At 59.7% G+C, this 21,226-nt stretch carries 16 protein-coding genes and 5 pseudogenes; 10 read left to right on the plus strand and 11 right to left on the minus strand.

All coding sequences use genetic code 11. The annotated features are described in order from the left end of the window. Window positions 1–54: 54 nt before the first annotated feature. The gene (gene tnpC, locus AC1Z3V_RS05780) at window positions 55–1,674 is read right to left on the minus strand and encodes an IS66 family transposase (protein ID WP_483499495.1); all 1,620 of its coding nucleotides are present in this window, start codon (window positions 1,672–1,674) and stop codon (window positions 55–57) included. Window positions 1,675–1,749: 75 nt separating this feature from the next. Next, window positions 1,750–2,079, minus strand: a complete 330-nt coding sequence (gene tnpB / locus AC1Z3V_RS05785; RefSeq protein ID WP_483497755.1) for an IS66 family insertion sequence element accessory protein TnpB — start codon at window positions 2,077–2,079, stop codon at window positions 1,750–1,752. Window positions 2,080–2,223: 144 nt separating this feature from the next. On the opposite strand from tnpB (AC1Z3V_RS05785), the gene tnpA reads away from it, so the two are divergent. The 3 genes from tnpA to tnpC (AC1Z3V_RS05800) are packed head-to-tail and all read left to right on the plus strand — an operon-like array spanning window position 2,224 to window position 4,545. After that, window positions 2,224–2,571 carry an IS66-like element accessory protein TnpA gene (tnpA, locus tag AC1Z3V_RS05790; protein ID WP_483496666.1) on the plus strand — a complete coding sequence of 116 codons (348 nt, stop codon included), beginning with the start codon at window positions 2,224–2,226 and terminating at the stop codon, window positions 2,569–2,571. Further along, window positions 2,555–2,908 (plus strand): IS66 family insertion sequence element accessory protein TnpB, encoded by a 354-nt coding sequence (gene tnpB / locus AC1Z3V_RS05795; protein WP_483496665.1) that lies wholly within the window; start codon window positions 2,555–2,557, stop codon window positions 2,906–2,908. Before tnpA ends, tnpB (AC1Z3V_RS05795) begins: the two co-directional genes overlap by 17 nt. 44 nt (window positions 2,909–2,952) lie before the next feature. Further along, window positions 2,953–4,545, plus strand: a complete 1,593-nt coding sequence (gene tnpC, locus AC1Z3V_RS05800) for an IS66 family transposase (protein WP_483496664.1) — start codon at window positions 2,953–2,955, stop codon at window positions 4,543–4,545. Between the two features lie 96 nt (window positions 4,546–4,641). On the opposite strand, the gene AC1Z3V_RS05805 is transcribed toward tnpC (AC1Z3V_RS05800), so the two are convergent. From AC1Z3V_RS05805 to AC1Z3V_RS05830, 6 genes and pseudogenes are all read right to left on the minus strand, one after another. After that, on the minus strand, window positions 4,642–5,028 hold the full coding sequence (locus AC1Z3V_RS05805) for a transposase (RefSeq protein WP_483496668.1): 387 nt from the start codon (window positions 5,026–5,028) through the stop codon (window positions 4,642–4,644). Between the two features lie 383 nt (window positions 5,029–5,411). Beyond that, a complete protein-coding gene (locus tag AC1Z3V_RS05810; RefSeq protein WP_483497757.1) occupies window positions 5,412–5,942 on the minus strand; it encodes a helix-turn-helix transcriptional regulator in 531 nt (176 codons plus the stop codon). 623 nt (window positions 5,943–6,565) lie between these two features. Further along, window positions 6,566–8,722: a putative bifunctional diguanylate cyclase/phosphodiesterase gene (locus AC1Z3V_RS05815; protein ID WP_483497759.1), complete on the minus strand. Its 2,157-nt coding sequence runs from the start codon at window positions 8,720–8,722 to the stop codon at window positions 6,566–6,568. A gap of 69 nt (window positions 8,723–8,791) precedes the next feature. Further along, window positions 8,792–8,992 carry a hypothetical protein gene (locus AC1Z3V_RS05820; protein WP_483497761.1) on the minus strand — a complete coding sequence of 67 codons (201 nt, stop codon included), beginning with the start codon at window positions 8,990–8,992 and terminating at the stop codon, window positions 8,792–8,794. Window positions 8,993–9,088: 96 nt separating this feature from the next. Then, window positions 9,089–9,511, minus strand: a pseudogene (locus AC1Z3V_RS05825) (chemotaxis protein CheW). Further along, complete coding sequence (locus tag AC1Z3V_RS05830; protein ID WP_483497762.1) at window positions 9,511–11,430, minus strand: methyl-accepting chemotaxis protein; 1,920 nt, start codon at window positions 11,428–11,430, stop codon at window positions 9,511–9,513. The pseudogene AC1Z3V_RS05825 and the gene AC1Z3V_RS05830 overlap by 1 nt, the downstream one beginning before the upstream one ends. Window positions 11,431–11,977: 547 nt before the next feature. Here AC1Z3V_RS05830 and AC1Z3V_RS05835 point away from each other — a divergent pair. From AC1Z3V_RS05835 to AC1Z3V_RS05860, 6 genes and pseudogenes are all read left to right on the plus strand, one after another. Further along, window positions 11,978–12,124: pseudogene (locus AC1Z3V_RS05835) on the plus strand (IS5/IS1182 family transposase); the annotation flags it as partial. A 478-nt stretch (window positions 12,125–12,602) separates the two neighbouring features. Further along, entirely contained in the window at window positions 12,603–13,451 is an 849-nt protein-coding gene (locus AC1Z3V_RS05840) for a DUF932 domain-containing protein (RefSeq protein ID WP_483497763.1), read from the plus strand. Window positions 13,452–13,728: 277 nt separating this feature from the next. Continuing rightward, on the plus strand, window positions 13,729–14,175 hold the full coding sequence (locus AC1Z3V_RS05845) for a MerR family transcriptional regulator (protein WP_483497765.1): 447 nt from the start codon (window positions 13,729–13,731) through the stop codon (window positions 14,173–14,175). Continuing rightward, the gene (locus AC1Z3V_RS05850; RefSeq protein WP_483497766.1) at window positions 14,165–14,743 is read left to right on the plus strand and encodes a VapC50 family PIN domain-containing toxin; all 579 of its coding nucleotides are present in this window, start codon (window positions 14,165–14,167) and stop codon (window positions 14,741–14,743) included. The genes AC1Z3V_RS05845 and AC1Z3V_RS05850 overlap by 11 nt, the downstream gene beginning before the upstream one ends. Window positions 14,744–15,073: 330 nt before the next feature. Then, window positions 15,074–16,640 (plus strand): annotated as a pseudogene (gene istA / locus AC1Z3V_RS05855) (IS21 family transposase). Then, window positions 16,573–16,776: pseudogene (locus AC1Z3V_RS05860) on the plus strand (IS21-like element helper ATPase IstB); the annotation flags it as partial. The pseudogenes istA (AC1Z3V_RS05855) and AC1Z3V_RS05860, both read left to right, overlap by 68 nt. A gap of 95 nt (window positions 16,777–16,871) precedes the next feature. On the opposite strand, the gene istB (AC1Z3V_RS05865) reads toward AC1Z3V_RS05860, so the two are convergent. Beyond that, on the minus strand, window positions 16,872–17,648 hold the full coding sequence (gene istB, locus AC1Z3V_RS05865; protein WP_483497768.1) for an IS21-like element helper ATPase IstB: 777 nt from the start codon (window positions 17,646–17,648) through the stop codon (window positions 16,872–16,874). Window positions 17,649–17,665: 17 nt separating this feature from the next. Then, window positions 17,666–19,219, minus strand: coding sequence for an IS21 family transposase (istA, locus tag AC1Z3V_RS05870; RefSeq protein ID WP_483497769.1), 1,554 nt, complete (start codon window positions 19,217–19,219; stop codon window positions 17,666–17,668). 197 nt (window positions 19,220–19,416) lie between these two features. Between istA (AC1Z3V_RS05870) and istB (AC1Z3V_RS05875) the strand changes: the two are divergent. Further along, window positions 19,417–19,965, plus strand: a pseudogene (istB, locus tag AC1Z3V_RS05875) (IS21-like element helper ATPase IstB); the annotation flags it as partial. 207 nt (window positions 19,966–20,172) lie between these two features. On the opposite strand, the gene AC1Z3V_RS05880 reads toward istB (AC1Z3V_RS05875), so the two are convergent. Then, window positions 20,173–21,105 (minus strand): DUF6615 family protein, encoded by a 933-nt coding sequence (locus AC1Z3V_RS05880; protein ID WP_483497771.1) that lies wholly within the window; start codon window positions 21,103–21,105, stop codon window positions 20,173–20,175. Window positions 21,106–21,226: the final 121 nt, after the last annotated feature.

Raw genomic sequence — 21,226 nt, forward strand, 5'->3', positions numbered from 1 at the left:
CACCACCCATGCTCGATCGGTTTTTCTCAAGCGGACCAAATCGATCGTAAGCGGTCAGCCGATAACGTCGGGCTTGAAGTTCCAGGGCATGAGCGCTTCGATTTCGGATGCTGGCCAGCCTTGAGCAATGCGGGTCAAGGTCTGCGAGAGCCAGTCGAGCGGATCGACGCTGTTCATTTTGGCCGTTTGCAATAAGGTGGCCACCGTCGCCCAGGTTCGTCCACCGCCCTCGCTGCCGGCGAATAGACTGTTCTTTCTCGTAATCGTTTGGGGTCTGATCGCCCGTTCGACGATGTTGGAGTCGATCTCGATGCGACCGTCCGTGAGAAAGCATTCCAGTGCCTCTCGCCGGGTGAACGCATAGCGGATCGCCTCGGCGGTTTTGGATTTTCCCGAGACCTTGCCAAGCTCCTTTTCCCAAAGCTCGAAGAGGCTGGCGACGATGGTCGCGGATTCTTCTTGGCGTCGCGCCGCGCGGCTCTCGGTATTCTGGCCGCGGACTTTGTCCTCGAGCTTCCACAACTCGGTCATGGCGACGATCGATTCCGTTGCGGCCTGAGAGACCCCGCTGATGTGCAGATCGTAAAACTTGCGCCGCAGATGTGCCCAGCACCCTGCGAGCTGGATGGGTTCATTGCTGCCGGTTTTGGCCCGCGTCTTGGCCAGGCTGGTGTAGGCCGAGTAGCCGTCAACCTGCAGGATGCCGCTGAATCCGGCGAGATGACGCGCCACGCAATCGCCGCCCCGGCTGTCCTCAAAGCGATAGGCAACCATCGGCGGGCTGGTTCCGCCGTAGGGTCGATCATCGCGTGCGTAGGCCCACAGCCAGGCCTTGGTGGTTTTCCCGGAACCGGGGGCAAGCGTGGGCAAGGTCGTCTCGTCGGCGAAGACCCTTTCGCCCTCCTTGACCCGCTCGAGGATATAATCGGCGACCATCTGCAATTCGAAGCCCAGATGCCCCATCCACTGCGCCATCAACGACCGGCTGACCTCGACGCCATCGCGCAGATAGATCGCCTCCTGCCGGTAAAGCGGAAGGCCATCGGCGTATTTCGACACGGCGATATAGGCGAGCAGCCGCTCCGTCGGCAGGCCGCTTTCGATAAGATGTGCCGGTGCCAGGGCCTGGGCCACACCATCGCGGCCCCGGAAAGCGTATTTGGGGCGGCGCGTCACGATCACCCGGAACTTCGGCGGCACGACGTCCAGCCGCTCGGAGCGATCCTCGCCGATCAGAACCTTTTCCAGCCCCGCGCAGTCGGCCGGGATTTCCGGCTCGATAACCTCCTCGATGCGTTCGAGATGAGCGGCAAAGCCCTTGCGCGGACGCGGCGCACGCTTCGGCTTGTCCCCGGCCGCGCGGTCGAGTTCGCTCTGGATTGCTGCAAGGCCGGTCTCGACCTCCTCGAACGCAAAGGAAACCTGTTCGTCATTGACGGCCAGGCGCAGCCGCTCGGATCGCTTGCCATGTTGCGTGCGCTGCAAAACTTTCAGGATCGCCGTGAGGTTGGCGATCCGCTCGTTGGCGCTCACTTCGACGGCCTTCAGCCGCTTGACCTCTGCCGCCGCGGCCGCAAGCCGGGTCTCGTTCGCAGCCTGCTCGCGCGCCATCGCAAGGATCATCGCTTTCAGCGCATCGACGTCGTCTGGCAGATCGGAAACGGGCAAATCCATGGAGGCAATAGAGCACAAGAACAGCCGCTTTCCCAATCATTACAGCCACATGATTCATCTTGCCGCAGGCCGGTTTCAGCCCGTCGACAACGGCCGCCTGATCTTGGCCGGCCGGATCTTTTTCCAATCGAGCCCCGCCAGAAGCGCCATCAGTTGCGAATGGTCGAGACGCATCCGCGCCGCCGAGATACCCGGCCAGCAAAAGCCTTGCTCCTCCAGGGTTTTCGAATAGAGGCAGACGCCTGAGCCGTCCCACCAGACAATGCGAACACGGTCCGACCGCTTCGACCGGAACACGTAAAGCGAGCCATTGAATGGGTCGAGACCGCCGTCTCGGACCAGCGCCATCAAAGACGCGGCCCCCTTGCGGAAGTCGTAAGCGCGGAATTCGCCGCACCTGTTCATAGACGTGGCAGTGAGGGATTCTGTGTCCACAACGGAGACTATGGACACATGACATTGGATGGCGCGGGAAGATCAGGGCCGCTTCGAGTGGTTCGGGTTCTTGGCAACGGTAAGCGACGATTTGATCCGGTTGAGAAGGAGCGCTTGGTCGATGCGGCCCTTGAGCCGGGAGTATCGATTGCAGGGCTTGCGCTTTCGCACGGGGTCAACGCCAATCAGTTGCGCAATTGGGTGGCGCTACGGCGACGCCGGCAAGCGAGCGAGAAGGAATTGACGGTTCTGCCGAACAGCGCGCCGCCGGCCTTCGTTCCGGTGGTTGCGGCCGCGCCGATTGCGCGACCGCCGGCTCCGTCGGCTCGGCCGACATCGCCACGGCTGCGGTTGAGGGCGTCACTACCGAACGGTGTGCGGCTTGAGCTTGAAGATGCGGATGCTGAGGCTCTGTCGGCGATGATCGAAGCACTGGGGCGTTGCGATGTTCCGGCTGGCTGATGATCTGCGCGTCTATCTTCACCGGGAGCCGATCGACTTCCGTGCGGGAATCAACAGCCTTGCGATCCTGGTGGAGCAGTCTATGGGCCTCAACCCGTTCGAGCGCGCGGTGTTCGCCTTCTGCAATCGTCGCAGAACCCGGATGAAATTGCTGTTCTTCGATCGGTCTGGCTTTGTGCTCGTGTTGAAGGCGCTGTCGGAAGACAAGTTCCGCTGGCCGCGGCGGCAGGAGGCGGTGGTGGCGCTTGACGCTGAACAACTGCACTGGTTGCTCGACGGCATTGATCTCGACGCGATGGTGCGCCATCCGGTGCGGCAATATGAATTTGTCGGCTGAACTTTGCCGTTGACGTAAGGGAACGGCTCAGATTCAAGACTATGATGACTCGAGCCGACACCCCTGATGTTGCGGAATTGATGGCGCTTTTGGCGGCGAATGCTGCAGAAATCGCCGCGCTGAAGGCCGAGAAGGATATCCTCGCGCAGCGCGTCTTCAAGCTTGAGGAAGAACTGGCGCTGGCGCAGTTGCATCGTTTTGCTCCTCGCAGCGAAAAGCACATGGATCGCATCTTCAACGAAGCCGAGCAGGCTGCCCTTGAGGGGGACGAGGACAGCGAAGACGCCGATGATGCCGTCGCTCTACCGGACACGGGATTGCCGGAGATCGAAAAGCCGGAGGGCAGGAAACCCGGCCGCAGGCCATTGCCGGCGAACCTGCCGCGCCAGCGCGTCGAATATGACCTTGCCGACGACCAGAAGGTCTGTCCGTGCTGCAGCCACCCGATGCATCGCATGGGCGAGCTCGTTACCGAGCAGCTTCACATCGAGGTGAAGGCCACGGTTCTGCAGAATGCGCGAGCCAAATATGCGTGCCGTAACTGTGACCGCACCGGGATCAGCACGCCTGTTATCATCGCGCCGATGCCGAAGCAGCCGCTTCCGGGTAGCATCGCCACGGCCTCAACGCTGGCCTTCGCGCTCGTTCATAAATATGTCGACGGCACGCCGCTCTATCGTTTGGCGCAGGCCTTCGAGCGCGCTGGGGTTCCTGTCAGCCGCGGCGCTTTGGGCCACTGGGTGATCGGTTCGAGCGAAAAGCACCTGTCTCGTATCTATGACAGGCTGAGGCTGCGGCTTCGATCGCAGACCGTCATTCATGGTGACGAGACCACAGTCCAGGTGCTGAAGGAAGCGGGCAAGGAAGCGACCAGCACGTCGTATATGTGGGCCTTTCGCAGCGGCGAGGACAGCAAACAGCCGATCGTGCTGTTCGATTATCAGCCCGGCCGCGGGCAGGAGCATCCGCAGGCCTTCCTTGGCGACTACTGCGGCATCCTGATGAGTGACGGTTATCAGGCCTGGCGCACGTTGAAAGGCGCCACGCATGTCGGCTGCATGGCCCATGCCAGGCGGAAGTTTGTCGATGCTCTCAAGGCGCGCAAGAAACCCGGCGGGCCGCCGGCACAAGCCATCAAGTTCTTCGACCAGCTCTACCGAATTGAAAGGCAGGTGCGGGACGAGAGGCCGGATGACGGTGAAACGCCAGATCACTATATGCGGCGCTTTCGCCAGAAACACAGCGTCCCAGTCCTGAACGCCCTCAAGGCGTGGCTCGACGCGATCGCTCCAAAGGTCGTGCCCGACACCAAGCTTGGCGACGCCGTCTCCTATACGCGCAATCAATGGGAATATCTGACCCGCTATACCGACGACGGTAGGATGCCGATTGATAACAATTTACTCGAGCGCGACATTAGAATTTTTGCCACTGGGCGAAAATCGTGGTTGTTCAGCGACACCGTCGATGGAGCCAAGGCCAGCGCCGTCATCTATAGCCTGATGTTGACCTGTCGCGCCTGTGGCGTCGAACCATTCGCGTGGTTGCGCCACGTCCTAACCGAACTGCCGCAGCGTCCCGACAACGCCGACATCGATGACCTGCTACCATTCAACTTCAAAAGGCAGCCTGCCTGACCGCCGGCTCAAGCCCACTTATAACGCGCAGCGAAATGCGCGCTTACCGGAAGTCGACCGGCTGGCACGACACGTAAACCACCACACCGGAAGCGATCATGCCGTGCGGACCACCCGGAGTATCTTGGTCAGGTGATCGGCATCGACATCGCCGCCGACGCGCACCACAACATCGCCCACGACGATCTCCACCATGGAACCGGCCACCGCCTCAAAGCGCGTGAACTTGACTGGTGCGTGCGCTCCCTCCGTTAATGGCGCGACCATTCCCGACGAGAGCGCCTTACGACGCCAGGCATAGAGCTGCGACGGGTCCAATCCCTGAGACCGCGCAATCGCCGACACGTTGGCCCCCGGCGTGAGCGCCTCGGCGACAAGCTGTGCCTTCTCTTCGTCCGACCAATGACGCGGCTTGCGTCGAGACCGCACCGGCTCGGCCGTCAGGACCTCGAATGTTCGATGATGATTCACACTGTCGCTCATAGATTTCTCCGCATGACTCATGCAGAGAATGCGCGCTCAGCGGCCTTAAAGATACGTGGGGTGACCTACCCGCTTACTATAGATCCCGCTAAGGCAGACTAAGAGCTCTCAGTTTTCGATCCTTCTTGATGGCCACGAGCTTCTCTGTTTTGCCTCGCCGACTGAAGCTTTTGACTGTCATCGTTGACATGACACATCAACGATGACAGGCGAAATCAACGAAAGCGCGCCAAATACAGTTTCGATCAGTCAGGGCTTGTCTACTCGATGATTGTGACCGAGAGATTTTTCTTACGGTGGCGTTGCATATTTTCCTTCACACTCGCCGGAACTGGTTGGCCGACGGTGAGTGGCGTCTTGACTCCTGAATACCAGCACAGCCGCTATTTGCGAGATTGCCGCTCTTTCGTAGCCTGCGGTGTCTCTCCGTAGACAGACTTGTAGAATGCCGAAAAGCGACCAGCATGGAAGAAGCCCCATTTCAGACAAATAGCCTTGACGCTCTGTCGATTTGACGGGTCGAGAAGGTCTTTCCTGGCGGCTTGTACCCGCAATGCCCTCAGGTAACTTGCCGGTGTCGTGCCCTTGAAAGTACGAAATCCCTTTTCTAGCGCACGAACTGAGACATTGATTGATTGAGCCACTGTGGAAATCGTGATCGGCTTTCCGATATGCGCCTGCATGAAATCTACGGCGCGGCGAACGTGCCACGGCGCTGGTGTGAATTTCCGCTGCTCCAGTTGTGTGGAATAACAGTGCTGCATCGACCCAATCAGCAAATGAGCAAATCCCTCGGTGAGACTCGCCATCGCCAAAGGCGAGTGGCGCAAGCCACCGTCTTCACGCAAACCCGAGGTCAACGTCTCAACCAAATTTCTGAACAGAGGGCCTGACATGCTCGAGTCGTCGATCACCGGAGGCAGGCCTAGCGATCCGCTCAAGGGAGCGTCAAAGAATTCTACGAATGCCTTTGAAATCAAATTCCAATCTATGGAAAGCGTCTCTGATCTGTGAAGGATTCCTCCCGCGAGAAAGTCGCTTGACTCATGATTGTGTCCAAGCAGTATTTGGCCGGGCGACGCTATTGCCTGGATGTCCCCCCGCCTCATGCCGCAAACACCGTCGCGGGGAACGTAAACCATAAGCCACGCCGGGGCGTCTGAGGTTGGCCGACAGTAAAATTCGGTATTACATGCCAATTCGGCAAACGTAACTGTTCCGTTAGACCATCCATCACCGGCCCAACTAAAGCCTTCAGTCGTTGCAACGGGCGATGCCTCAAGCCGAGCAACTCCAGCCAATGTATCGACCATGCTTTGGAGGTTTGTACCGGTGCATCGCTCTGTGGTGTGGGAATTATTGTTCATAGGAAAGCCGGGAAGTTTGGAGTAGAGCAGATCGGCGCAGCAAACTCATTGGAAAAAGTTCAGAAGCCATTGAGCAAACCAACAATCCGTTCGGGCAGCTTGGAACCGCGTGACAATTTAGTTTTCTGTTGTATCGGATAAAATTGTCTAGTCACGTTCTATGTGCAAGCTCAATCACCTTTGCCGCCTACCGCAGCCCGGTCGCAATTATCGAAATCTTGTTGCGTTAGCTTTCTCGAAATCTCCTGGGCGGACATCGGCCTGCCGACGAGATAGCCCTGTAACTGGTCGCAGCCGGTGTCCCGCAAGATCGATGCCTGGTGCGTGTTCTCGATACCCTCGGCGGTAACGGGGATGTCGAGGGCCATTGCCAAGGCCACCGTCGCCCGAAGAACATCAATCCCATTGGCGCTCTCCTCCACGCCCGACACAAGCGAGCGGTCGATCTTCATGCGATCGAAGCCAAACTGGCGCAAGGCGCCGATGCTTGCGTAGCCGCAGCCGAAATCGTCAAGCGCGAACTTGATACCAACCTGCCGGAGCTGGTCTATCGACCGGCGCGCCTGTTCGGGGTTTGACATTAGTACGCCCTCGGTTATCTCCAGAGTAAGGCGTTTGGGATCGAAATCGGCCTCCCGGAGCACCGCACTCACGTGCGCGGCAAAGTCCGGATTGCACAACTGAATTGGCGAGACGTTGACCGACAAGGTTAGATTCGGCCAGCTCCTTGCATGGCGGACCGAGGTTCGCAACATGTGGGTGCCGAGCGCATCGATAAGACCGGACTTTTCGGCGAGCGGAATGAAGACCTCCGGACTGATGCTGCCGGCCGTGCTCCGCCATCGCGCCAGCGCCTCAACGCCGATGGTTGCACCAGTCGAAGCGGAAACAAGCGGTTGAAAAAGAGGCTCGATTGCTCCGTTTTCTATGGCCGTTCTCAGTTCGCCTTCCAGCTTAGCGACGCGCTGCCGTTCTCGATCAAGCTCCAAATCATACGCAGACGCCTGGCCCCTGCCGTTCTCCTTGGCGCGGTAGAGTGCCATGTCGGCTCTGCGAAGCAGCTCCAACGGCGTTACATTCCCGATTCGAGCCGCCACTCCGATGTTTGCCCCAACTTCGATTGTCCGCCCCTCAATTCTGAACGGCGCGACAAAGAGCGCGAGGATTGCTTCTTCTATCTCGCGGCGGCCAACCGATCCAACCTGCAACAGTGCGAACTCGTCGCCACCAAGCCGTGCGGCAACCAGGACATCCGGATGGCAAGTCTGTAGCGCGTTGGCGACAATGCGGATCAACTCGTCCCCAACCGCATGTCCCCAGGCGTCGTTGACGGCCTTGAAACCATCGAGATCGATCAGATAAAGCCAAACTGTAGCGTCACTCTCCAATTGCTCCAGTGTACTGAGTACCCCGTGTCTGTTGAGCAAGCCGCTCAGGCCGTCGTGAGTTGCTTCAAAGCGGGCTGCATCTACAAGTCGGCGCAGACGTCTCGCCTCAGACACGCCGGCCAGCAGGACAGCCACCAGAAACAAGGCCAGGATACCGGCCGCGGAAACCACGTCGGGATAGACCTCGTTGAAAACGGCGTTTCCAGGAGCCCTACTCGGCCAGACGAGGTAGGAAATGGCGACGCCTTGCCTATCCTTGATAACGGCGCTCAGAAGACCGGGTTCGGGCATTGATTGAAGCCGCAGACCGTCCAGTTCATGCTCTTCCGCGAGTGCGTCGAGGACGTCCGGTGTAAGCTCCTTGTAAAGGCTCAAGACGCTGAGCTTAGGAAGTTTGGAGTTGGCTTCAGTGGGCTGGAGTGCCTGCGAGGCGACCAGCGCCACACCAGTTTTTGTCTTGAAGAAATTGACCACCGGTTCCTGCCCCGGATCTGCGGCGAGCTCGACCTGCCGTCTGAAGGCATCCCCGAAATAATCGTGCGGCTGGACTGGTTGCCCCTTCGCGTGCGCGGAGACAATGGCGCCATGGGGTCCGCTTACAATCTCGCCGTCATAGAACGAATAATTCTCGCTCGTTTTTCCCCAGTTCTCGTAGGCGAGGTCTGCGGCGCTATTAGAACCAATGGCGGGAGAGATAACGTTCCAGACAGCGTTGTCCCTTGTAGCGGTACTGATTCGTTCTGATAGCTCAGCGACCACTGTGTTGGTCATATGGCTGGCGCGGGCATCATCGATTTTGTTTGCAGAGTTAGTCATCCTGGTAACGACACGCCCCACAAAAGCGGTGAGCACGAGAGCGACAGCGACGAAACAAACCGTCACCGCAATAACGGAATAGGTCTGCGCTCGGACGCGTTTGGGGGTCTTGTTGAACGACATAAAGAGTCCGGAAATAGGAGTGGCAGGTCGGGGGCTACATATCTGGCGTCCGTGGCGGCGAAGATTGGCCTATGCCGTTTGCGCTACGTTTGTCCGCGGGCTTTCCGCGACGATCGACAAAGGCGGTCCGCCGTTGGCGTCCCGAGCGAGCCTGGCACAGAGTGCCTCCAGATAGTTGGCTATCTGGCGCATGTCCTCACGCTCGCGTTCCAACGCCGCGTGAATCTCGGCATCGCTGAGTACCCTTGAGAGTTCAACTGAACCGGTCATGTGTATTCTCTCACGAGGTGGAAGTGCTGTTTGATGGGACATCTGTTAATTCTCTATTTGGTTTTACAATGAGGGAGAGGTCACGCCGGGGGCGATCTAGGCGGCACTCGCCGTGTTATCGAGGCTGGCGAACATGTGATCGAGGTTGATGAAACAGACCATGCCGTGTTCCAGGGGGATGATGCCGTGCGAAAAGGTGGATCGGAGGCGGTGCCGAATTCCGGCACAGATAGTATTTTGTTGCTGCTGATCGAGAGGATGTCGGAATCGCACTCCGGCTCGTATCGACGGCGCTGTTGACACCGAGCTTTGCCGCAAGGTCGATCACGGGATAACGGAGCCGCGCAGGTTCATCACCCCAAGGACATGGGACGGAGCGTGGGGCAGCGGCGTAGCCGCTGCCCATCCCCGGATTTCCCTAATCGAGGTCGTTTTGATGCAAAACTGCTGATCGCCGAGGTGGAAGGCGATGTTTTCCAGCGCCGTTGCCTGACCGGGAGCCACGGTGTCCACTTTCATCAGAATTCCGCCCATTCATTGACGGCAGCCGCCGCTGCTCCCTTGCCGCCGAAGGCGCGGGCCACCTTGTTGCCGAGAACGTGCGCCGGAGAGGCGACAGGTACGCTCGTACGGTTCGCGGCACGTGGCCGAGACGCCCCATCGAGCTTGAAGCCGGCGATAAGGTCGCGGAGCTTGGTCGCCTCCTGCGCCAGGCTCGACGCAGCTGCGGTCGATTGCTCCACCATGGCCGCATTCTGCTGCGTGCTCTGGTCCATCGAATTGACCGCCGTGTTGATTTCGGCAAGCCCCGTGGATTGCTCCTTCGCGGAAACGGCGATTGCGTTCATATGGCCGTTGATTTGACCGATGAAGCCGCCAATGACATTCAGAGCCTCGCCGGTATCGCGCACGAGCTTCACGCCACTTTCGACTTCGGTCGTTGAGTTGCGGATCAGCCCCTTGATTTCTTTTGCAGCCTGGGCGGAACGCTGTGCAAGCTCGCGCACTTCCTGAGCGACGACGGCAAATCCTTTGCCGGCGTCACCTGCACGTGCCGCCTCGACGCCGGCATTGAGGGCCAAAAGGTTCGTCTGGAAGGCGATCTCGTCGATGACGCCAATGATATTGGAGATCTGCTGGGAGCTTTCCTCAATCCTCCGCATCGCCTCCTCCGCATGGGAAACCACCTCGGCCGACTTCGTGGCACTCTGGTTCGCCTGACTTGCGACGGTTCGCGCTTCCTCGGTCCGCTTCGTCGACAAGCCAACATTGGCGGTGATCTGGTCGAGAGCCGCTGCGGTCTCCTCGAGCGAGGCAGCCTGTTGCTCGGTCCGCTTGGAGAGATCCTGTGCGCCAGCCGCGATCTCGCGGGTGCCGTTGTCCATCGTGCCGATGCTTTCGGCAATCGAGCCAAGTGCTGCGCCGAGCTGGCGGACCGACTGGTTGAAGTCCTGGCGTAGCGGCTCGAAGTCCGGCGCAAACGCCTCATTGAGCTGGAAAGCGAGGTCGCCACCGGCAAGCTGCTTCAGGCCGGCGGCCAGATTTTCCGATGCAAATCGCAGAGCCTCGGCTTCGCTCTCGGTGCGACGCTGAACGTCAGCCCGTTCCGCATCCTGCGCGCTCCGGGACTGGGCCGCTTCCTGTTCCATGCGTGCATTGGCGAGTGCGTTCTGGCGAAAGACTTCGACGGCCTCGGCCATCGCGCCGATTTCGTCCCGGCGGCCGGCGAAGGGGATCATCGACGCGGCATCGCCGGATGCAAGATTGCGCATCGCGGCCGTAATGCGGCTGATGGGGTTGGCGATACCGGCTACAGCAAAGCCGATGGCGCCAATTCCGATAGCGAGAGCGATCCCGCAGAGGAAATAGACGAAACGCAGAGCTTCCTCCAGCATTTGCTGAATCGTCTGGCCAGAGCGGGCCGCGCCCTCTTTGTTGACCGCGACGATCATATCGATCGCCTTGGCAATTTCCAAGAAATAAGGCCTCATTTCCTCGACCAGAATCCGCTTGGCAATGTCTCTATTGCCTTCGATCATGGCCGCCGTGAGCTTGGTCCCGGCTTCAAAAAGCGTGGTCTGTTTTTCCCTTATCGTCGACAGCTCCGCCTTTTCGCCAGGCTCGGTCGCCAAGCTTGCGTAGTCGTCGACGACCTTGGAAAAGCGGGCTTTCTCCGCCTCAACCAGCTTCTCGGCCTCTCCCTCTTCCTGAACAGTGGCGGCCAAAGCTCTGCGGTTAAAGGCCACTCTCAAATCGGAAAGTGCCGTATCCATTTCTTTCGAGCGCTCGATGCTTGGCATCCAGTTGTCGACAATCTCGTCACTTTTGACGTCGATCGCCGAGAGCGAACGGATGGATACCCAAGAGAGGACCGCGGTTAAGAGAACCATCCCGGCAGCAGAACCGATGAGGGAAAGTTTCACACTTGGTCGTTTCACTATAACTACCTCCAAACTGTAAGCGCAGACGTCTGGGTCGCGATTAATCAAGAATTCATTCCGTTTCCTCCGCCTCGGAAAACGGGAGGAATTTCCGCGACATTGGCGGAGGGGTTCGGATTCGAATGCGTGGCCAGCCACGCACCTACTCGGGGTGCGAAGCGCCAAAGCATTGAAGTACAGGTAATGGAAAACCGCGGATTCATTCCGCAGGTGTGAACGGCAATTGAGCCGATCGCATTTGCCACGTCACTGCTCCAGTGGACGGACATCCGACCCCGAAATCACAATGGCGAACAAAGCAGCGCTGACCACCAACGTGGTTTTTCCTGAACAGAGGGTTAAGCGCCAGGGAAGGTATGCGGAGGGGTACGGAAAACGGATAAGGTTACGCTAAGTGGATTGCACCTTGGTTCGACGCTTGTGAATAGGCCAAGGCCCCGCCCGCCTTCAGCCAACAAGGGTCGCACGTTTGAGGGTGGGTGACGATTTAACGATTTGGGTTCCCGCCGGAGGCGCTCATCAAGGCTAATTTCAGAGATTGGCCATGGGTTGCGATGCGCTTGGGGATGATGAGTGGGAACGTCTCAGGGGACTTGTGCCAGGCGGCGCGAAAGGGAAGCGCCGTCCGGGTAAGAACAACCGGCTGTTCTTACGCGCGCTGCTGTGGATGGTCCGCTCCGGTGGTCGCTGGTGCGGCTCGGGAGAAGGTATGTTATAACAAACAAACCGAAATTAGCTTGGTATCGGCTCTCCCGAGCCACCGCCCGGGCTGGGCGGCCGCGCTCTATGCCGCGGGCACGGAGCCAGCCTTCGGCCGTCTCCGCCAATTCCGGTAACGATCGCTTGTCCCGTCGGTGGCTCACGCCCCCGGCTCTGAGGTTCGTCCCGAACCGTCTCTATATGTTTCCGCCCCCATGACAGCAGTAACCGGCCGGTCAAGCGGCCCGTGAAGGTGGATGATCTTCCGCGCCAGTCCGCGAGCGGACCCGAGAAGATCCCCCACCTTCCGCGCCACGCCACTTGACAGTCCCGTTCTCCGCCGTGGGGCGGGCTATGCCCTCCCCCCTCTGTCCCGGGGAATGTCAGAGGCCATTCCCCCGGAAGACCGGGGAGGCTTCGCCCGAAAGGGGCCTTTCCCTTCGGGAAATGGGAACATCAGGAGACAGAAAATGAGCATCTACACCCAGACCGCCCGTTTCGACACCGGTCGTGCCATGACGGAATCCGAAATGCGCCGCGCCGCGCCGTCGATCTTTGCCGTGACCGCCCATGAGAGCCGGTCCGAGCGTTTCAAACCCATTCCGACCATCGAGGTGTTGCGCGGCCTGATGAACGAAGGCTTCATGCCGGTCGGGGCCAAGCAGTCGCGCAGCCGTACCGAGGGCAAGGCAGATTTCACCAAGCACCTTATCCGCCTGCGCCGCATGGACGACGGCAAGGTCTACAATGTCGGAGACACCGTTTGCGAAATCCTGCTCAAGAATGCCAATGACGGAACGAGCGCTTACGAGCTCATGGCCGGGCTTTTTCGCGTCCGTTGCCTCAATTCCTTGGTGACGCAGACCGGCACCATCGACGCGATCAAGGTTCGCCATTCCGGCGACGTCCAGCACAAGGTCATCGAAGGCACCTATCGTGTTCTCGGCGAGGCCGAGCGAACCCTTGCCGCGCCGCAGGATTGGTCAACCTTGCGACTGAACCATGAGGAAGCCGACATTCTCGCCGACGCCGCCCATGTGCTGCGCTTCGGAGACAACGAAGGCGAGACCACGACGCCGATCAAGGCGCAACAGTTGCTTGTGCCCCGCCGCCACGACGATCGTGCAAACGATCTCTGGACCGTCTGGAACGTGGTTCAGGAAAACGCCGTCAAAGGCGGGTTGAGAGGCGTTGGCCGCGACGATCTCGGCAGGCCGCGCCGTGTGAAGTCCCGCGCCGTCAACGGCATCGATCAGGATATCAAGCTCAACAAGGCCCTTTGGCTGCTCGGCGAAAGAATGGCGGCGCTGAAGGCGTGAGCAGGCAGGCCAATGCGCCGCCGAAAGAGGCGGCGCAATACCCTTCATGTTTGTGAGGTCTTAAGGCGGATCGCCGGCGCTTGCCGTTTGCCTGTCCCTTGCCGCATCGAGCGGCGCGGACCAGGACGAGGATGCCCCAAAGCCCCATCCCTCGCGCTCCCTTCCCACCCGGCAGCTTCGGAATGTGGGCGGTGATAGATCTATCTTTCAGGCGACAATTTTCAGTTATTGCAGTTAGGATGGCTCTTCCCTATATTGGCGGTCAGGAGATTGAACCATGGCCAGCCACGTCGTTAAATTTGCCGGTCTGTCCGACCGGGATCGGAAAAAAGTCGCGAACTTGCCGAAACTGGCGGCTGGCGATCGCTTCGAGCTGCATGTTCGACGCCAGGACGGGCAGGATCAACTGATGCCCCTGCCGCCGGTCGCCGCCGATGCGGTCGAGACGTTGATCGAAGGGCTACTCCGCGGGGAGCGCGTCGCTGTCCTCACCGAAGAGCAGGAACTCAGCCCGACCGAAGCCTCCGAAATCCTCGGTCTCTCGCGGCCCCTCGTCGTCTTGCGCATGGATCGCGGCGATCTTCCCTTCCGTTATGTCGGCAAGCATCGGCGTGCTGCGCTCAAGGATGTCCTGGCGCTCAAGGCGAAACTGGATACCCGCCAGAAGACGATGGATGCCTTGACGGCGGATACAGAGGATCTGATCGGCACCCATGGCCTTTAAACCGCTCGTCGCGGTCCTCGATGCCTGCGTTCTCTATCCCTTTCACCTCCGCAACGTGCTTATCCAAGCCGCATTTGACGGTCTCTTCGATGCGCGCTGGACCGACGAGATTCATGCCGAATGGATTCGCAATCTCGTCGCGAACGCGCCCAGCGTAACCGTCGGCCGGCTCCTGGCGACGCGGGATCGGATGAAGCAAGTTTTGCCCGAGGCCGATGTCGGCGGCTACGAACCCCTTGTTGCCGGCCTCGAATTACCCGATCCCGATGACCGGCATGTCCTGGCCGCTGCCATCGCCGGCAAGGCCACGCTCATCGTGAGCTGGAACAAGAAGGATTTCCCGGCGAAAGCCCTGAAGCCGCATGGCATCGCCTGCATCTCGCCCGACGCCTTCCTTGTCGACCTCTATGCTCGACATCCGGATGCTCTGACCGACAGCGCTGCCCGCGCCCGGCGCAACCTTCGAACGTCATTGCCATCGGTCAACGATTTCATCGACGCTTTGGCGCGTCTGGGATTGGTCGACTTCGCCGCCATTCTCCGCCAGAAGCCGACGTTGATCGCCTGATCGAGCCGCGTCGGTTATGAAAAAACCGGCTTGCGCCGGCTTTTTGCCCCAACCGGCCGAAGCCCATGTCTCTCGGGATGCTGGGTTAGTTGTTGTTTCTCGACATAGGAACGAGTTGTCCTCCGCTCAATCGATATTGACTGCTCACCACTCGTTGAAACCGGCGCATTCCCGTGAATTGGCCTGAAAGAGGCTTTTCGGCACATCCGCAGCGGAACATGTGTTTCGGCGTGGAATATTGACCCCTCTGGCGGGGTGACCGGCGTCCAATTTTGACCCCCCACCTGTTTCGTCTGACCATCCGTCTTTTGCTGACGGATGGAGGGGGAGTTGAAGCGAGTGGATACGATTGCGCGTGTTCGCCGGGCCTTCCATGTGCAGGGCTGGTCAGTGAAGAAGATCGTCCGGGAGCTGCATGTTTCCCGCAACACTGTCCGCAAGATACTGCGATCTGATGAGACGGACTTTTCCTACGAGCGAGAGCGGCAACCTTTACCGAAAACTGGTCGGTGGAAAGGTGAGATCGAGCGCTTCCTGGCCGCGAATGAAGGCAAGCCATCTCGTGAACGGCTGACGCTGATCCGGATTTACGAAGAGCTTCGGGCGTTGGGTTACGACGGCAGCTACGATGCGATCCGGCGCTATGCGAAGGGATGGTCGAAGGACCGGGGTGCCGTGACGGCGGAAGCCTACGTGCCGCTCTATTATGCACCTGGTGAAGCCTATCAGTTCGACTGGAGCCATGAGATCGTCCTGATCCAGGGCGTGACGACGACGGTGAAGGTCGCCCATGTACGGCTCTGCCACAGTCGGATGATGTTCGCGCGGGCCTATATGCGTGAGAGCCAGGAGATGGTCTTCGACGCGCACGACAAGGCCTTCGACTTCTTCCGTGGCACCTGCACGCGCGGGATCTACGACAACATGAAGACGGCGGTCGAGTCCGTCTTTATCGGCAAGGAACGGCTCTACAATCGCCGTTTCCTGCAGATGTGCAGCCATTATCTCGTCCATCCCGTAGCCTGCACGCCAGCATCCGGCTGGGAGAAAGGACAGGTCGAGAACCAGGTCGGCCTCGTGCGCGAGCGGTTCTTCACACCACGCCTCAGGGTCAAAAGCCTGGAGGAACTGAATGTCTGGCTGCTCGACAAATGCGTTGCCTATGCCAAGGCCCATAGCCATCCCGAACAGACGGGACAGACGATCTGGCAGATGTTCGAGGCCGAACGCGGCTGCCTCGTGCGCTATGTGGGGCCGTTCGACGGCTTCCATTGTGTGCCAGCGTCAGTATCCAAAACCTGCACCGTCCGCTTCGACAACAACAAATACTCGGTTCTATCGACTGCCGTCGGCCGCCCTGTCGAGGTCCATGCCTATGCTGATCGGGTCGTCATCAAACAGGATGGAGTGACGGTCGCTGAGCACCAACGCAGCTTCGGCCGTGGCGAGACCGTCTATGATCCCTGGCACTATGTCCCTGTCCTCGCTCGCAAACCCGGTGCCTTGCGCAACGGCGCTCCGTTCCGGGAATGGGTTTTGCCTGCCGCGATGGAAAAGGTTCGCAAGCGACTGAAGAGCGTCGATGATGGTGATCGGCAGATGGTCAGCATACTCGGATGTGTTCCTGCTGATGGTCTTACCGCCGTTGAGGCTGCCTGCCAGGAAGCGCTCGATCACAGCGTCTGCTCGGCCTCGGTGATCATCAACATTCTGGCGCGAAGCCGCGATCCGGCTCCTGCTGCACCCCTGCAAATCCCGGATGCGCTTCGGCTTGCCCATGAGCCGGTCGCCGACTGCGCCCGTTACGACAGGCTCAGGAGGGTAAGTTGATGGAACGCACGCAGGTTCTCGAACTGATGAGCACGCTGAAGCTCTACGGAATGCGAAGCGCCTATGATGAGGTCATGGGCAACGGCATCAAACGGCAGCACGAACCGCCACGCATCGTCGGTGATCTCCTGCAGTCGGAGATCGCCGAGAAGCAGGCCCGATCCATCCGCTACCAGCTCAGCATCGCTAAGCTGCGGATTTCGGATTAACGGGACACCGATTCCGGTAAATCGCGGACAGTCGTTTCATTAATTCCCGGACAGTTTCACGGGATCGACTTTCGTCCGCCTGGTTGATGTCAGCGGCTATTGATTTCGTCGTTTTGCGTTGTGGTCAAGAGCAGCCGTGATTTTGGTTTTCGCATGCTGTCGCCTTCGAGGGCAATTCGATGGGCGTTGTGAACGATACGATCGAGAATAGCGTCGGCGATCGTCGGCTCGCCGATCATCTCATGCCATTGGGCGACCGGCAGTTGCGCGGTGATGAGGGTCGATTTCCTGCGATAGCGCTCTTCGAAGATTTCCAGGAGATCGCGCCTCTGCTGATCGGTGAGGGCATGCGTGCCCCAATCGTCGAGGATCAGCAGTTGGACGCGGGCGAGCTTGTCGACCAGTCGTGGGAAGCGGCCGTCGAGACGGGCGAGCGCCAGATCTTCGAAGAGCCTGGGCATGCGGACATAGAGAACGGAATAGTCGAGCCGCGCGGCCTGTCGTCCGATGGCGCAGGCGAGCCAGGTTTTGCCTGTTCCCGTTTGTCCGGTGAGGATCAGATGTTCATGGGCTTTGAGCCAGGCTCCTTGCGCGAGCGAGAGGATTTGCCGACGGTCGAGCCCCCGTGTTGCGGCGAAGTCGATGTTCTCGATACAGGCGTCGGGGAAGCGCAGTTTGGCGGTTACCAGCCGATTGGTCAGGCGCTTGTCGGCACGAACGGCGATCTCCCGGTCGAGCATCAGGCCGAGCCATTCATCGCGGCTGAGATCGTTGCCCTGCGGCTGGTCGCTCAGTTCGCGATAAGCTGTCGCCATGCCGGACAGGCCGAGCGCGATCATCTGGTCGAGGGTTGGATGAGTGAGCATTGAGAGGCTTCCTTTCTTCACTGGTAATAGGAGCTGCCGCGGATGTTGTTGTGTGGAGGAGCGGGCTTAACCGGCTCGGCGGCGGGCGGAGCCTGATCGAGACCGGATTTGAGGATGGTGCTGACGGACGAATAGCTGAGCGCATTGATCGTCAGCGCCCGTTCGCATGCCGCCTCGAGACGCTCGGGGCCGTAGCGACGCGAGAGTGACAGAACGCCCTGCGCGGCGCGGTATCCCTGCTGCGGATGCGGCCTGTCGCGCATCAGCCGCTCGACCAGAATCGCCGTATTGCCGCCGACCTTCGCGGCCTGCTTGATCAGGCTCGCCGGCGTGGTGTTGGCGTAGTGCTGATGCGTCTTCGGCATGTGCTCGCTGACGGTGACGTGCCCGGCGCGCTGCGAGGTGCGGCGGTGGCTGGCGACACGCTTGTGATCGTGGAAGACTTCGACGATCCGGGAGGTCAAGCGAACCTCGACCTGCCGGCCGATCAGGCGATGCGGCACAGAGTAGAAGGCCTTATCGACCTCGACATGGTAGTCGGGATGGACCTTCGCCGATTTCCATTCGGCATATTCGAAGGCGGTTGCCGGAAGCGGCGCAAGTGCCGCGCGTTCGATCTCCTCGAAGAGCCGACGCCGGGACTTGCCGATGCGGCGCATCGGCCGATTGTTGAGATCGTCGAGAAGCTGGCTGATCCGGATGTTGAGGTCGGCAAGGCTGAAGAAGTGCTCGTTGCGCAGCCGCGCCAGGATCCAGCGCTCGACGATGAGGACGCTGCCTTCCACCTTCGCCTTGTCCTTTGGCCGTTTTGGACGAGCAGGCAGGACCGTCGTGTCGTAATGCTCGGCGAAGGCCGCAAACGTCGCGTTGATCGTCGGCTCGAACCACAAGGGCTTGGCAACGCCCGCCTTCAGATTGTCGCAGACGATGGCTTTCGGCACGCCGCCGAAGAAGCTCAGCGCCCGTTGCTGGCCCTCGATCCAGTCCGGCAGCCTCTGGCTGAAGCTCGCATAGGCAAAGGTCAAGAGCGACGCCGGCAGCACCGCGACGAAGATCTGCGCCGGCCGGATCTCGCCGCTTAGAGGATCGATGATGGCCACGGTCTGTCCGGCATAATCCGTCTGTATCGCCGCGCCGGCGGTGTGGCGATTGCGGAAAGTCGCATTGGCTCGCTGTTCGAAAGCGGCAAACCGCTCGCAGAACCATGTGTATCCATAGCCATTCGGGTGCCGCTCGCGATATTCCTGCCATAGCAGTGTCAGCGTCACCCCTTTGCGCTTCAGCTCGCTGGCGATGTTCGCCCAACTGGGCTCGTCCAGATCCTGCGGCGGCCGCCCGCGGCGGTGGAACAGGCGACGCTGCAAAACGGCGTCGTCATCAAGGCCGGGCGGCAGGGGCCAGCATGACAGACCCTCTTCCCGAGCCCGCAGAAGGTAGGTCGACACGGTCGTTTTGCTGATCTTCAGCCGTTCCGATATCGCCCGAACAGAAAGCCCTTGTTCGTGCGCCAGTCTCAAAATCGATCGAATGTCCTTCACACTCGTAAGTCTCGCCTGCTTCCGTCTCGCCATTCACCCCACCTCGCTCAAATCGAGGTGCAGAATGACAAAGACGGCGCGGGCGAAAGTCGATCTTTTGTCGCCGAGAAAACTGTCCGGGATTTACCGAAATCGCTGTCCGGGAATTAGCGAAATCCCTGTCCCGGATTTAGCGAAAACGCTGTCCGCGATTTAATGGAATCGCTGTCCGCGAATTACCGAAACCCGCAGCTAAGCTGCCGTTGGCAAAGGATATCGACGACTTCGACTTTGCCGACACGCCCGTGAATGAACCCCTGGTCCGAGAACTGGCTACCGGCACCTTTGTGGCCGACCAGCGCAACGTCGTCCTCGTCGGCGGCACGGGAACCGGCAAGAGCCATCTGGCCATCGCGATTGCCCGTGCTCTCATCCGCAACAGCACACGTGGCCGCTTCTTCAACGTTGTCGATCTGGTCAATCGGTTGGAAACAGAAACGCGCAACGGCAAGCAAGGGCGGACGGCGGACTACCTTACACGCCTCGACTTTATCATCCTCGATGAACTCGGCTATCTGCCGTTCGCGCAGGCAGGGGGCCAGCTCCTCTTCCACCTGATCAGTCGGCTCTACGAGCGCACCTCGATCATCGTCACCACGAACCTTGCCTTCGGCGAATGGCCATCGGTGTTTGGTGATGCCAAGATGACGACGGCACTCCTCGACCGCCTGACCCATCACTGCGAGATCGTGGAAACAGGAAACGAGTCCTGGCGCTTCAAGAACCGCTCTCAAAGCTAAAGCCAAAGATACCCATCACCCGCACTTGGCCTACCCTCTGCAACTCCGGCCAGCGCCGGGCAGGCCAAGCGCTGATCGTCTACAGGGGGGTGAAGATTGGACGCCGATAAGGGGTCAACATTCCGCGCCGATTGACAGTGGCCCGGCGAGTGCTTTCTTCAGTCTGCTCACACCAATATGCCCCTGGATTGACGGGCGTTAAGCGCACTAGTATTCGCCGGAGTTGAAAATGATGCGTGGTCTTGGGATTTCCGCTCTCCCTTTGCTTGTACCACCGGCTGAGCGAATCGCCTCCAGAGTAATTAAAGGGATATCCTGCACGGCCTCGACCGGCGGTAGATCAACTTTGGCCCCGTCCGCGAGAGGGCGCAGCTCATTTAGCCGATCGCTCAGCTCACCCGGTGTTGGACACGCTGGCTGATCGAAAATCAGCGCGAAGCGTGGTCGTGCGTTCGATGGGAATGCCATGAAATTGGAGCGGCCAGAGCACAGAAGCTTCGACAGCGGATGGAAATGCGGCCGCAACGTCGTCAGTTTCTTCGCCTCTACCGGCCATCGGCCCGGAGTGACCTTCTTAGCGATCTTGTCGGCGAAGATCCAATTTACTCCTTCGACCGCAGGTAATGCACCGCTTTTCGGATCTTCCGCTGCGCCAGGATTATAGAGCATGTATATCGGCACGCAGCCTGGGATCTTCGCGGATTCATTTAGGAGGGCCGTGTGCTGCAACCCATACTGTTTGGCTGGTGGAGGCGTAGCCGGGGCGCCGGTCGCACCGCTGCCTCCACTTGTTACAGGCGGGACCAACGCATGATCGAGTTCCCGATAAAACCAGTACGGCTTTTTGCCCTTGTTGGAGATGGCTCGCTTGGCCTGGATGTGGAGGCGGAGATACCGACGCCCATCGGTCGCCTTTTCATTCACAAATTCCCAGTCCATGTCCTCGCCAGTTATGGACTCATCACGGGGAAAATCGACGCGGATCCCGAACGGCTCGAAGGGTACGAGCCCTGCCATCAGTATGTCGGTGATCGTTTCTTCACGAAAGTTTCTTCGCTTATGCTGATCTCGATCCAGAATTCCGGCAGCCAGGAATGGGAAGCGATGAGCGAAGCTGCATAGGAAATCCAAACTTGCCATTCCTTCGATATGCCGTTTCCGATGCCGGCAATAGCCGACAGGCCGACTGCGCACCCGGGGACGCTGGCGGCGTTCCCTCGGAGACCCGCAATGTCGCCGTGGCGAAGACGTACCTGACAAC

Source organism: Ensifer sp. 38_S197, from assembly GCF_056924495.1.